This is a genomic window from Saccharicrinis sp. 156 (genome assembly GCF_050589685.1).
Classification (GTDB): Bacteria; Bacteroidota; Bacteroidia; order Bacteroidales; family Marinilabiliaceae; genus Saccharicrinis.
On sequence record NZ_JBNGOS010000044.1, the window covers coordinates 1 to 13,919 of the forward strand.

Sequence of the window (13,919 nt, forward strand, 5' to 3'; positions counted from 1 at the left end):
TTGAAGTGAAGCAGCGAAGTGTCTTGTTTTGAAACAATTTCAATGTGTAATAGATTTTCTAATGCATATTGCGGGTTAAATCCGATTTTCCGGAACTGGAAGCTAGCTGATCGTTTTTTGGCAGTCTGATAATAAATTCGGAACCCTTTCCTTTTTGAGAATTAACCTCTATTGTTCCATAGTGGTTTTCAATGACCTGGTAAGATATGTATAATCCTAATCCGGTACCTTTGCCAACATTTTTTGTTGTAAAAAAAGGATTAAATATTTTATCTTTAATCTTTTCAGGTATGCCTGTTCCATTGTCTTTGATACTTATAATAAAAGTATCGTCATTCTCTTCCCACCAGGTTTTAATGGTAATGTTCCCACGCCCATCAATAGAGTCAATGGCATTGGATATTATGTTCATGAATACCTGATTCAGTTTGGTGGGTAGTCCATACACGCTGTCTTTGTTATGGTAGTTTTTTATTATTTTGATGTTGTTTTTATATTTGCTGTATAAAATAAGTAGTGTGGAATCCAGTAATTTGTTAATGTTCACTTCTATGAAATGGTTGGATGCATCCCGCGAAAAATTACTGATGCTTTCAATAATATTTACCACTCTGGATATTCCCTTTTCAATACTGCCAATCATAATTTGTGCAGAATCTATAGTTTGTGCAATATCCTTTGGGTTGCTTTGGGGACTATTATTTTTCTCAGTGTCTTTGATGAGATAATGGGTTAGTTTTTGAATGCATTTTTTTAACCCGGCAATACCACCGCTTATATAGTTAATGGGATTGTTGATTTCGTGAGCAATGCCGGCAGTCAGAATACCCATTGATGCCATTTTTTCAGACTGTACCAATTGATTCTGGGTTTCTTTCAGGTGCAGTCTTGCTTTCACTAGCTCCTCGTTGTAATTTTCTAATTTAGTTACATAATGATTTAGCCATAACTGATCCTGTTCTATTTTTTCTTTGGCATCTGCCAATTCTGTAATATCCGTTGTTATGCCCAGCAGGCCATATATTTTGTTATTGTGGTCAAACAGCGGGATTTTTTCAGTTATAGTGGTTTTTTTTGGCCCATCAGGGAATTCGGTTTTTACGGTGAGTTTTTGTGGTGACTTTTGGGCCAATGTTTGCTTATCAGTTTTGTTGATTTGTTCCGCGATATCTTTGGGGAATAAATCAAAAGCGCTTTTTCCAATGAACTCGCCAGGGGCAATATGCCAAGTCTTTTCTACATATTTGTTGTATAGTATATATTTAAGGTCGGTATTTTTAATAAACACAGAACTGTTGAGGTTGTCAAGAACAATGTTCAGCCATTTTTGGGATTCTACTAGTTGGATTTCATGTTCTTTATATTGAGATATATCGACAATAGTGCCTATCTTCCTTTCTACCTCACCCGATTTGTTGCGGATTACATGGCACGTATCCTTAACCCATTTAATGGTTCCGTCAATATGTTGTATTCTATATTCGGTTTCATAGATATTTACACCTGCACTAATATTTTCGTTCCATTTGTTTATGGTTTGTTCTCTGTCTTCGGGAAATATAAAATTTAAATATTCCTCCGTGGTGATTGGCATCTTGTCGGTTTCAATGCCGAATAATTCTTTAGAATATTTGCCACGGACAAAATTATTTTCATGGTTAGAATGAACGGAATATAAAATCATCTTATGAATATCCAGAATTAAACTATCTGTATTTGGAACTTCTTTCATTGTCGTATTCAATATTATCTGTAAACATTGAGCTGCTTATAACAAACTGAGCGTCTATATTAATTTCTGTTTTTTTTTGAGTGCGAAAATCATTGGATTTCAGACAAAAGTATTATTTTTTTTTATTTGTTGAATCGAACAAGTATAGCGTTTATTGCGTTATTGGTTATTCTAAAGCCTGCATAAAGCGAAATATAAAAATAAAGGGTATTTTGAAAATTCCACTTGTGCAGTTATTGCTGACTAATGGACTGGAATACCAAAATGTTTTAATTTACGCTAAAAAAATCAAACAAAATAGTATGTTTAACTTTTAATATCTTTTTTTGTTCTAGAATTTTTCTGTAAGCAATCGAAAATGGCCATACGGTAATTCGATGAAAAGCATATTGTACATAGATGGCGAAAGGGCAATTCTTGATGTTTTTAAGCTTATTTCGGGTAATGCGGATTTTGAGGTGCGAATTAAAATTGAAATGTCATTATATTGACAAATTCGATTCCGGCGTGATGAAATAACGACACTATTATTGGTGTTATAGCTAAAAGAATTTTGTAAGATTTAGATTAACAAGCATCTGTGAAGTTGGCGTGGTATTTGTTAATCTGTTTTTTTTGACCGGAATTCCCAAAGCTGGTTTTAAGAAAAACAGTACCAAATTAGAACATTTATATTCTTGTTTAGCAAAAAGGCGCTAACCTGGATGATTTTGACAAATTGAATTGCAATGAGAAGTGTATTGTACATAGATGACGAAAAGGCAAATCTTGATGTTTTTAGGGTTTGTTTTGGTGATGATTTAACTATTTATACCGCCACCTCCACAAAGGAGGGGTATGAAGTTTTATTGAGCAGGGATGTACAGGTAGTTCTTGTTGATCAAAGGATGCCGGGAGAAACCGGGATTGATTTTATATTAAGGGTAAAAGATGAGTTTCCGCATACCGTTTTTATGGTTGTTTCGGGTTATGCGGATTTTGATGTGGTGAAGCAGGCCATTGAAACGGGCAGGGTATATCGGTATTTGTCGAAGCCTTGGAATGAGGAAAAATTACGACTGGATATTCTTAATGCCATCGATAAATATAATGATGAACATAGAAACAGGCAGCTTTTACATGAGTTGGAAAAACGGAACAAGGAACTGGAATTATTGCAGCAAAGGTTGAAAGATGAAGTTGTTTATTTAAGAAAGGAATTGAAAGTCAAGCATGGTATCAGCAATATTGTTACCTGTGACTATCGTTTCCAATTGCTGTTAAGTAAGGTTAAGACCATAGGGCTGACCAAAGCACCGGTATTGATAACCGGAGAAACGGGGACCGGTAAAGAGTTGGTAGCTCGGGCAATTCATGAAAAAAGCAACAGGCCTGGAGCATTTGTGTCCATAAATTGCGCCGCGATTCCTGAAAATCTGATTGAAAGTGAATTGTTCGGACACGAAAAAGGGGCGTTTACGGGAGCTGTTAATCTGCGGAAAGGTAAATTCGAAATTGCCGATAACGGAACCCTTTTTTTGGATGAAATTGGAGAGATGCCCATGGCTATTCAGCCCAAGTTGCTGAGGGTCCTTCAGGAAGGGACAGTAGAGCGGGTAGGGGGCAACAAAACAATGAAGTTGAACGTAAGGATTGTTGCGGCGACAAACCGGGTTTTAAGCGATGAGATAGCTAATGGCAATTTCCGATCAGACCTCTATTACAGGATTAACGTCATAGAGCTGGCTATACCCCCCCTTCGGGAAAGGAAAAAAGATATCCCCTTGTTGGTTAGTTTCTTTCTGAAAAAATATAACCGTATATATGGTAAAAAAGTTAAATCCATCTCGGCTTCGAGTTTAGATTGTTTGCAGCGGTACGAATGGCCTGGGAATGCGAGAGAATTGGAAAATGTAGTGGAACGGGGCGTGATAATTTCGAGTTCGGAAACCTTAAGCGTTGACCTCCTGGGTGATCATCATGCAGCAGAGGAGAAGGACAAACACCCTTACCGGCATGAGGAGGGCAAGAGCCTTTACCTGCATGAGGTGGAGAAGCGGCACATTGAACATGTGCTTGAGCGCACTTCGTGGAAGATAGGCGGAGATGCTGGCGCGGCCGAATTGTTGGGTTTAAAAAGAACCACACTGTTGGCGAAAATGAAGAAATTAAATATTGAAAAAGTATAAGTAGAGATATAGGTGCCACGTTCCCATTGGATGTGAATAATACAGTTCATGGGTGTGGTTTAACCTTCTGATCAACTCCACGTTGCAGCTTTGCCTCCTTTCCCACCTTTTCCGCCTTCAACAAAACCAGCATGGGATCATATTTTATGGGCTGTTTGATGGAACAGGGCCCTTCACCTACTGTCGTATTTGCCCAATCACAATAGCACTTTGTTTTCAGTATGACTTTTAAGATAGGGATGTCGTTATAGTGGCACTTTCGGTTACGATGTGACGGAATAATGACTAATTATTTCATGCTATGTTTAAACGTAATTTGTAAGAGCAAGAATAACAATATATTGGAATATTAGGCACGGTGTTTGATGTTCTCGTTTTAAAATTGAAAACGAACGGCTAAAAAATAGTCAAATGATGTTGAATATTTTGTAGCAAAAAGCAACTTAAATGATAAATATAGATATTGACATATTGCTGGATTATATTGAAAACAGAACAGATGAAATATGTTATCAGAACGTTAAAGAGAATGAAGCGTTAGGCAAATGCAATCAGGATATTTGCGGGTATAACATGGAAATTGTGGAAATAGTAATCCACAGTACCCTGAAGGCACAGTTAATTCAGAGTTTGATTTACATAACCAATGAAATCGTTGCCATAAAAATGAAGGCAATATCAAAAACTCAAATGGCGGATCAACTACACCGGTTATTTCGTCGATATATTTCTTATACAATCAAAGGTGTGTACAAATATGATAAGCTTCATCCATTTTGGGGGTTTTTGCCATTTGAACAATTGGTAATTAGTGAACTAACGAGACTTGGGAAGTTTGAGGAATTAGGAAGTATTCAAAAAGTACGCAATAAGGAATATGGTTTAAACAAAGGATCTTATTCCTTCCGACAGCAAGATTTAGGCATGCAATGAATTTAAAAAAACAGGAAACGCGTTTCATTACTTAAAAAAAATGACGCAAACAATAAATCTATCAAACCCAAAAATTGGAAGGAATCATATCCATTATATGGATATTGTTATAAATAATTCATCTGTAGATGCCTTAGGTGGTTCACATGATGAACTATAGGTAAAAACATGATCAACCTACATGTACCAATGCAAACTAATTCACAAAGTAATCCACAAAAGAATTATCCCAATACAATAGAAGCCGATACAAAGAATCACTCCATTATCGCAAATGGTCCGGTTTCCAAATATATTAAAATGCTCGGGGAAGACGAAAGCTTGAATACTGTCCACGAAAACAACCGATGCAGGGAGGAAGACTTGGAAATCATAACGTTAGAAGCAGCTTTTGAATACAGTGCGAATGCGGTAATAATTTCTAACAAAGAGGGTATTGTAAAATATGTTAACCCAAAGTTTACCGAGACTACGGGTTATTGCCCGCATGAAACAATAGGAAAAAATCTGCGATTACTGCTTGCCGGAAAAGATGCAGAACAGAAATATAATGCGATTGGAGATACCATGATGTCAGGGGACATTTGGAGGGGTGAGTTGAACACAAGGAAGAAAAATGGCGAATATTTTTGGGAACGCGTGACGATCACGCCCATAAAAAGCAGGCAAAACGTAATCACCGCTTTTCTTGTCGTAAAAGAAGATTTCACAACGCAGAAAGAAATGGAGCGAAAATTAAAGGTACAGGCCCAACAGCTGATTGAAACAAAGCTAAAGGCAGGGGAAAGTGATAGGTTAAAATCGGTTTTCCTATCCAATATAAATCATGAAATTCGGACGCCCATGAATGGAATATTAGGTTTTTCGAACTTGCTAAAAATCCCGGAGCTTTCAGGTGAAGAAATTGAAGATTATACTGATGCCATAATAACTAGTGGAGAACGATTGCTTAATGTCGTTAATAACCTGATTGATATTTCAAGAATAGAATCAGAGCAGGTTAGCGTTGTTAATGAAGAAATAGAAATATGCCAGCAAATGCGCACTGTTTACAACTATTTTAAGCCGGAAGCTGAACAAAAAGGTTTGCGCTTAATTTATGAGAAGAACATAGCCTCAGATAAATTAATCATAAATACAGATTTTGATAAAATATTTTCAGTTCTTACAAACCTTATACATAACGCGATTAAATTTGGTGACAAGGGCAATGTTACATTTGGATTCAGCAAGATGAACAATTGCCTTGAGTTTTATGTAAAGGATAATGGAATAGGTATAAGTGAAAAAAATAAGAGAGTGATTTTTAATCGGTTTAGACAAAGTTCTGAAACATTTACCAGGGAATATGAAGGAACAGGCTTGGGTTTGGCTATATCCCAGGCTTATGTTAAAATGCTGGATGGAAAAATTTGGGTGGAAAGCGAAGAAGGGGTAGGTTCAACTTTCTTTTTTACTATTCCTTATACTGCATCAGATGAAATAAATAAAATGGATATTGCTTATTTGAATCAATAAATGTTATTGATTCAAGATGTTTTTTTTAATGAGAAGAGTTAATAGGGGTAAGAGTATCGGATTAATGACCAATATAATTTAGTGATGGAAACCTATAATGTACAAAACAAACAACCCGGTAACCAATCGGATGATCTAATGGCAAATTACAATCGGAAACTTAATAAAGAAATACATTTGATTTATGATAGGTTAATCCAACTGAAGAGGGAGCTTGAAATGGACCATTTAACGCCAAAGGTAAGGGAATACCATCATGTCAGAATCGATGAGCTGCAAACACTATTGAACCTATTGGGAATGTAAGCGTTTAGTAGGGTATGTGAACTGGGGAATGTAAGCTGAGCTCTGTCCTGTGATTTTGTTTATTATTTCAAATTAAATTATTTTTTTCTTTGAACCAATTTCTAAAAGCACAATTGGGAAGCTTTCAGGTTCTATAAAGGGCAGCTGAGGTACCAAGCCGTTTATAAACCCTTGACGGGTTCTGCAAGCGACTCACCTTCGCCTTTAGATTTAGGGGCATTAGCTTATTTCACTTCAGCCTGGCCAGTTCTTTCTTCACGTTTTCCTTTTCTTTCTTAATCCTCGAAATTTCTTGCAGAACAAAAGAAATCTCATATCCGTCGGCAATAGCGTCTTTATCGAACTTTTCCATGACAATGTAGTAGTGTTTTTTGCCAATAAACTGCACTTTTAAAGGTTTGTCCGTGTTTTGGGCAATAAAATCAATAATGCCGTTGTCGGCTCCTTTTTTGTAATTGACCACTTCCCAATACGTTCCCTGGTCTTCGAATTTTCTATTATCAAAGCCATCTTCGGGTATTTCTTCGCTCATAACGGATTGGCCCTTGTCGTACACTTTTATTTTTTTGTGGTAGATATAGTAATCGCCGGAATATCTGCTCGAGATGTAGAAATTACCTTCCATATCCAGGTGGGCTCTTAGGTAGGTTCTGTTGTATGAGTTTTGCGGTTTCTGGCGTTTGTGAATCAGAATCTGTTTTTTACCATATTCGTCGGACACAATAAAATTCTTCATTAAAACCTTAAGTTCATTTTCTTTAGCCACCAAGGCACTGTCGAAAAAGACCAGGTTCCGTTCTTGCTCGCCTATTTTAATGGTTCTCATCAGGTCTTCTGCCCGAGCTACAAATTCAATTTCCTTGGGAAACTCATCCAGAATTGAATCCAGGACCACTTTGGCATCGTTAAACTGATCTTGACTAAACAGGTGTGTTGCCCTGTCCAACTTCTCTTTGGCCATTTCTTGGGGAGTAGGCCCACAGGCATATACCATAAATATAAAAGCAACAATAAATAGGTGTTTGGCTTTTGCGCAACAAGGTGTTTTCATGCAGTTTTATAATATTCGTTTTGATTCCCGATATTGTGAATAATGTGCAATAGTACAAAAATAAAAAAACCGACAATAAATGCCGGTTTTCATGTCAATAAGTTGTGTAATATTTAATTTAAAAACTCAAAATCTTTTACTGTCACCTCTAGTGTCGATTGAATTTCGCCATTTTTGTTTTGGTAACCGGAACTGTGTGGTTCGCCTTCAATCAGTACCTTTTTGCCTTTTTTAATGTATTCGGCAAATTTGGTGTCAGAATCTTTGCCGCGCCATATAGCTGCTCTCACCCACTCGGTTTTTTCTACCTTCTCACCTTTAGAGTTTTTGTAATTCTTTGAAACGGCAACATCAAAATTTATTACTTTACCGTTGTTGGTTTCTTTTACTGTGGCATCATTACCAACATTACCACTTAAGATTAGTTTTAACATATCGAGTAATTTGTTTGATTAATACTAAAACCAATTTACCTTAATTTTAACAGAATGTCAATAGTGTTCTAAAAATATTGCTAGCTGCATATTTATTTGTTGCACTAGGTTAAATCACGCTGCTTGCCACGTAGAGGGAGGATCGCCACTTAATTTTGTTGAAATCTGTCCCAAAAGTCAAAATATTTCAATGTCCACTTGCAATTTTCGGATAAGTCAAGATTGTACACCGGGTGGTTTCAGGCTTGATGTTAGCTGCACCCCTAATATGTTGTAACCTTTGGTTGGTTTATGCTCCTGTTAGATATATGTAGATTATGGATTTACATATTTAGCAATAAATTCCTGAGGAACTGGAACAGGGCGATTTTTTGCTTCGTTGATCATCACAACCAAAGTGTCGCCAACGGCATATACCTCATTACTATGTTTGTTTTTAAACGTGTAACTCACATTAAATTGAACCGCCCTTACCATGGTAAAAACCATTTCGCATAGCACACAATCTCCCAGCCGTATAGGATTTTTATATTTGCAAGAGGTTTCGGAAATCACAAAAGTCAATCCCTGTTCCCTGCAGCGCAAAAATTCGTTCATCAATAATTCCGTACGTGCATTCTCCATATAGGTAAAATACACCGAATTATTTACGTGATGGTTCATATCTATATCGAAGAACCTAATATTTACAGGTTGTGTGAATTTTTTCATGCCATATGTATTTTTTTCTGCAACAAATATACGCTGTTATTAAAACAAGCGTGTTGCCAAAGTAAGCTCAAACATAAAAGAAATACTACCTTTGCAAATAATTAAGGAATGTATTATAGGCAAGTGAAGGATATGGTAAAAGAGGCACTGTTTGGAAAAACATTAAAAGAACTGCAGGAAATTGTCAAAGAGCTTGGATTTCCGGCGTTTACCGCAAAACAAATTGCAGACTGGCTTTACAAAAAGAAGGTGAATAGTATTGACGACATGTTGAACCTTTCCAAAAAGAATCGGGAAATACTCAACAAAGCATATCATGTTGGATTGAGTCCATTTGATAATGTTCAGGAATCCATTGATGGCACCAGGAAATATCTATTCCGTACCAGTACCCAACAATTTATCGAAGCGGCCTATATCCCTTCTGAAAACAGAAAGACTTTATGTGTTAGCTCACAGGTTGGATGTAAAATGGGATGCTTGTTCTGCATGACGGGAAAACAAGGGTTTCAGAAAAACCTTACCGCAGGAGAAATACTTAATCAAATGGTGAGCATTGACGAACGTGATGTGCTGACCAACCTGGTATACATGGGGATGGGTGAACCTATGGATAACATAGATGAAGTACTCAAAAGCCTGGAGATTATCACCTCGGATTGGGGTTTTGCCTGGAGTCCTCGAAGAATAAACGTATCCACCATTGGTGTTGTTCCCGCCATGCGCCGCTTTATTGAAGAAAGTGAATGCCATCTGGCGATCAGCATGCACAGTCCCTATAACGATCAGCGAAAGGAACTGATGCCTATCGAAAATGTATATCCTATCGAAGCCGTCATTGAGACGTTAAAAGAATATGATTTTGGACGCCAGAGAAGGATTTCATTTGAATACATTATGTTTGAAAAGGTAAATGATTCCACTGAACATGCCAAAGAATTAGTTAGATTGGTGGACGGGTTAAAGTCAAGGGTTAACCTGATTAAATTTCATCCCATACCAGATACCCCGCTGACAGGTTCTAAGCATAAAACCATGGAGGCATTTAAAGAAGTGTTGGAGAAGAAAGGGATTATTGCGACGATTCGTAAGTCGAGAGGTGAAGATATATATGCGGCATGCGGCCTGCTTAGCACAAAAAAATTATTAAAAGAGGACAAGGAGAAAGACTTTTAACCCGCATTGTTCAACTTATATTATATTTGGGCTTGTCAATTTACTAATAGAACAAGGGGTGCGATGTACTCATAAAGCATTTTCAAAGTGCATCCGAAGAACTGATGCTAAAAATATATTTCGGCCATTATATGGTCAAAGTCAACACCCTTGCTTAATACTATATCTCTCACGTCCACTACCATATCAGGATTGCCACAAAGGAAATACTTCATATCTTTGGGCAGTTGGTCTTGATCGTTAAGCCAATGTGTTAGTCTTCCTTCGATAACATCATCTCCGGTTTCCTGCGTGCAAAATCTAAGGTAATTATCGGCTAGTTTTTCTTTGAAAAAATCCTGAAACAAAAAACCATCTAGCGTTCTGGAGCCATGCAAGAACTTTTGAGGTATGGATTGGCCAGATTCCAACACCGATATAAATGGGGCAATGCCCGTTCCGGTTGCTATCCACCATTCTTCTGTCGCTGAAGGAGTGAATTTTCCGAACGGCTCCGAAACCAGGACTATATCTCCGGGATTTGCGGCAGACAAGGGAGGTGTGAGAAGTCCTTCGGGATATACATCAAACAAGATGCGCATGTTCTCTTTTTGATTGCCACTGGCAATGCTGTAAAGTCGCGGGTCATCCTGTAAATTTAACGAAACGGCCACTACCTGACCAGGAATAAAATTAAATTTCCTTTCGAATTCCAGCGTAAAATAACCAGGTGTAATTTCATTGACAGAAGTAACTACGTGAGGAAACAGTTCTTTTCTTTTTCTTGCCATGGATCATTAGTTTTTCTCCCAAACACAAAAATTCCGCACTTTGTTTAGCGGCTTCTGTATAATACATGTTAATATATCATTCGAATCAAGGCTGTACTATGCTTCCACAAACATACAGCCTTGATTCGCATAAAAAATTATTATTCCTTTACGGGCATATACACTTCTGTAACCCATTTTCTTGAGTCAGGTTCTTCCATAGGGCTGTTTAAATACATCTCGTATGGCGGAATATCCTTATTCTCTTTTATTTTATGGGTTCTGGTATAAGTCATACCGGCAGCCCAGGCATTGCCTATATGCTTATAGTCTCCTAAGAATTTTATCTTCAGTGCTTTGGTAGTTGGTAGTTTACTTACGTAAAATGGTTCTTCGGCCTCATAACCTTCATTTATGGGAACTGCGGCCGAATATTCAATATTTCCTGTTATAAAATCAAATACATGGTAAATAGATAGTGCTTTCTCAAATTCAATGGAATGGTCCATGGCATAGCTGCTAAGTGCAGAAAACGATGATTTCATATTAGATTCGACATCGTCCATGTTACAAGCTACCTTCTGACCCACGTAGTTTATGGCGGGAGCGTCAACAATACCAATAATCTCAACATTTGAGGCAACATAACCTTTCTCGGCCAATTCTTTAATCATCTTTAATCCGCGTTCATAGTCCATGCCAATCCAAGGTTCCATCATCTTGGTCATAAAACGCAGATAAAAAGGCATCTCACCTTTCATTCCCCAGGTAAGCTTGGTAGTTGAATCATTTAAGCTGCTGAATTCCCAATAAACAAATGAGCTTGATTCCATGGGCTGTTTAAATACGATATCCTGTTCAATCGATTTGCCTGCTTCTATTTTAGTATGGCTAATCGTCCCTTCGCCAACCAGTTCGCCAGCCCAGGTGTAGGTATCGTTTACGGTATTGCCATGGCCCGTTACATCTACCTTAGCATCTGGTTCCATGCACAGCCATGGCGACCAGGCCGTCCAATTATTAAAATCTTGAACCAAATCAAAAACCTCCGCGTTTGAAGAATTTACAGTAATGGACCTCTTAACGTCATACGCACCTTCAAGCGTAGCAAGCCAAATAGCTGCCGCTCCAAGTGCAACAATAACAACCACAAGAATGGTAATCAGGAATTTCTTCATGATAATTGGTTTTAGTATTTAAAAAGTATATGTTTTTATTAGACTAGTTCAAAATAGGGAATATATTTTATTTGTTCAATGTTTATCCCGGATTTGTCTTTACATAAGCCAAATCAATCAAGTTAGCACCGGGGGATCTCCGCAAAGCAGAATGTAAACAAATACCTGACTGATAGCAGGCAGGCCGATGACTTGTTCAGAAGTATTATAAAGTATCCATGAATATTGAAAGGAACGTAGTGAAACCGGTACTAAAATCATTGAATGATTGGTATTGGTCAAAAAGGGTTAGAAAATTTGTAACCTTATGCCTAATTTTCTCGAACAAACAAAATACGTACCTATTACTCGCTTAAATATATGAACAAATCCTCTAAATATATTTTATTCGCATGTAATGTCTTGCTGATCACCGCGTGTCATTTTTTTAATCCCTCCGAAAAAATTCCGTCTGTTCCTTTGTTATATTTTAATTTTGATGGAGATAACACCTCTTCGGGTATCGAACCTTTCCGGATATACGGGAATCAGGAAATGTCGTACAGTCAGGGATTAAAAGATTCGTGTTTAAACCTTACCGTGAACTCATTCCACCGCAAACCTATCGTTATCGAAACGAAGGGTGACTTTATCCCTCGGCAACAAAACGCTTTTTCTGTAATGGTGTGGGTAAAGATGCAAGAAAATGATGGTGAAGTGTATGGGATTATTGGCAATAAAAGTATCGGTAGTGATACCGAAAGGGGATGGGCAATTTCAAGCACAGCTTCGGGATCGTGGCAGTTAGATGTTTCTGATGGTTTTCAGCTGCAAAAGTATACAGCTACGCCTGTTCGTCAAAAAATTAATGATGGAAAATGGCATCAACTCGGTTTTATGATGGACAAAAACGAACAGGTGGCCCGCACTTATTTCGATGGCAAATTGGTTGGGGTTTTAAGTTTAAATGGAATTCAAGGTTTCGATGCGGATTATAATTTGTACATAGGGTGTAACGCAGGCTCGATGGACTATGCTATGGATACTTTTAACGGGATGATTGATGAGGTAGGGATATGGTCGCAGAAATTGTCGGATAGACAGTTTGCAGATGCTTACTTAGGTATTAAAAAAGAGAGATTGACCATGGCCGAAGAGGCAGAAAGTCCCATTAGAATAATGACCTGGAATATTTGGAACGGGGGCAGGCAGCAGGGGAGAATAGTTGGATTGGACAGGATAGCGGGATGTATTGAAGAAAATGCCGCCGATATCATCGCCCTTCAGGAAGAATTTGGTTCAGGGGAATATTTGGCCGACAAACTGGATTTCTATTTTTACCGGAGAAGTCATAATCTGTGTTTGTTAAGTCGATATCCCTTAGGAAAGAGTTTTAATATCTATAAACCTATTAATGCAGGCGGTATTGAGGTGTTGTTAAACGATAACAAACATCTGGTAGTGTGTCCGGTTTGGCTCAGCTTTAAGCCAAATATAAAAGGCCTGTTGATGAACGAAAATATAAGCACCGACACTATTCTGAAACTGGAAGATGCTACACGAGGAAACGAAGTTCGTTTTATTTTAAGCGAATTGGGGCAACTGAACAATGATTTTAATTCCAGTCCTTTGATTTTAGCTGGCGATTTTAACAGCGGTTCTCATCTAGACTGGACGGAAAATAACAAATACAACAAATACAACAGAGTTATTCCGTTTCCGGCAACCCAAAAAATGGAGCAAGAAGGCTTTAAAGATGCCTTCCGCGAAATTTGGTCCGACGCATCGGAAATATCCGGAAACACATATTCTCCAATTTTTAAGGAAGGTTACAACGACCGTATCGATTTTGTTTTTTACAAAGGTAACCACCTTAAAGCTATTGATGCAGCGGTTGTAGATAGTACTACTGCATTATTCCCTTCAGACCATGCTGCCGTATTAATTACTTTCCAATGGCAATAAAAAAATGTAATTTAGAATA

12 protein-coding genes are annotated in these 13,919 nt (G+C 37.7%); 6 read left to right on the forward strand and 6 right to left on the reverse strand.

Annotation, left to right across the window (positions count from 1 at the left end):
- Positions 1 to 58 precede the first annotated feature (58 nt).
- Complete coding sequence (locus ACRD64_RS21380) at positions 59 to 1,732, reverse strand: PAS domain-containing sensor histidine kinase (RefSeq protein ID WP_430935904.1); 1,674 nt, start codon at positions 1,730 to 1,732, stop codon at positions 59 to 61.
- Positions 1,733 to 2,460: 728 nt separating this feature from the next.
- Here ACRD64_RS21380 and ACRD64_RS21385 point away from each other — a divergent pair.
- The 4 genes from ACRD64_RS21385 (at position 2,461) to ACRD64_RS21400 (ending at position 6,657) form a co-directional block, all read left to right on the forward strand.
- Positions 2,461 to 3,900 (forward strand): sigma-54-dependent transcriptional regulator, encoded by a 1,440-nt coding sequence (locus ACRD64_RS21385; RefSeq protein ID WP_430935906.1) that lies wholly within the window; start codon positions 2,461 to 2,463, stop codon positions 3,898 to 3,900.
- A gap of 447 nt (positions 3,901 to 4,347) precedes the next feature.
- Positions 4,348 to 4,833 carry a hypothetical protein gene (locus ACRD64_RS21390; protein WP_430935908.1) on the forward strand — a complete coding sequence of 162 codons (486 nt, stop codon included), beginning with the start codon at positions 4,348 to 4,350 and terminating at the stop codon, positions 4,831 to 4,833.
- Positions 4,834 to 5,022: 189 nt separating this feature from the next.
- Complete coding sequence (locus ACRD64_RS21395) at positions 5,023 to 6,351, forward strand: PAS domain-containing sensor histidine kinase (RefSeq protein ID WP_430935910.1); 1,329 nt, start codon at positions 5,023 to 5,025, stop codon at positions 6,349 to 6,351.
- A gap of 84 nt (positions 6,352 to 6,435) precedes the next feature.
- The gene (locus ACRD64_RS21400) at positions 6,436 to 6,657 is read left to right on the forward strand and encodes a hypothetical protein (RefSeq protein WP_430935912.1); all 222 of its coding nucleotides are present in this window, start codon (positions 6,436 to 6,438) and stop codon (positions 6,655 to 6,657) included.
- 229 nt (positions 6,658 to 6,886) lie between these two features.
- Here ACRD64_RS21400 and ACRD64_RS21405 read toward each other — a convergent pair whose 3' ends face one another.
- The 3 genes from ACRD64_RS21405 to ACRD64_RS21415 all read right to left on the reverse strand — a co-directional run bounded on the left by ACRD64_RS21405 (position 6,887) and on the right by ACRD64_RS21415 (position 8,853).
- On the reverse strand, positions 6,887 to 7,708 hold the full coding sequence (locus ACRD64_RS21405; RefSeq protein ID WP_430935914.1) for a hypothetical protein: 822 nt from the start codon (positions 7,706 to 7,708) through the stop codon (positions 6,887 to 6,889).
- Positions 7,709 to 7,821: 113 nt separating this feature from the next.
- Positions 7,822 to 8,142: a single-stranded DNA-binding protein gene (locus ACRD64_RS21410; RefSeq protein ID WP_430935916.1), complete on the reverse strand. Its 321-nt coding sequence runs from the start codon at positions 8,140 to 8,142 to the stop codon at positions 7,822 to 7,824.
- Positions 8,143 to 8,457: 315 nt separating this feature from the next.
- On the reverse strand, positions 8,458 to 8,853 hold the full coding sequence (locus ACRD64_RS21415; protein WP_430935918.1) for an acyl-CoA thioesterase: 396 nt from the start codon (positions 8,851 to 8,853) through the stop codon (positions 8,458 to 8,460).
- Between the two features lie 108 nt (positions 8,854 to 8,961).
- On the opposite strand from ACRD64_RS21415, the gene rlmN reads away from it, so the two are divergent.
- Entirely contained in the window at positions 8,962 to 10,029 is a 1,068-nt protein-coding gene (gene rlmN / locus ACRD64_RS21420; RefSeq protein ID WP_430935920.1) for a 23S rRNA (adenine(2503)-C(2))-methyltransferase RlmN, read from the forward strand.
- Between the two features lie 107 nt (positions 10,030 to 10,136).
- On the opposite strand, the gene ACRD64_RS21425 is transcribed toward rlmN, so the two are convergent.
- Positions 10,137 to 10,799, reverse strand: a complete 663-nt coding sequence (locus ACRD64_RS21425; RefSeq protein ID WP_430935922.1) for a ferredoxin--NADP reductase — start codon at positions 10,797 to 10,799, stop codon at positions 10,137 to 10,139.
- Between the two features lie 140 nt (positions 10,800 to 10,939).
- On the reverse strand, positions 10,940 to 11,956 hold the full coding sequence (locus ACRD64_RS21430) for an SRPBCC family protein (RefSeq protein ID WP_430935924.1): 1,017 nt from the start codon (positions 11,954 to 11,956) through the stop codon (positions 10,940 to 10,942).
- Positions 11,957 to 12,316: 360 nt separating this feature from the next.
- Between ACRD64_RS21430 and ACRD64_RS21435 the strand changes: the two genes are divergently transcribed.
- Positions 12,317 to 13,900, forward strand: coding sequence for a LamG-like jellyroll fold domain-containing protein (locus ACRD64_RS21435; protein ID WP_430935926.1), 1,584 nt, complete (start codon positions 12,317 to 12,319; stop codon positions 13,898 to 13,900).
- The last annotated feature ends 19 nt before the right edge of the window (positions 13,901 to 13,919 follow it).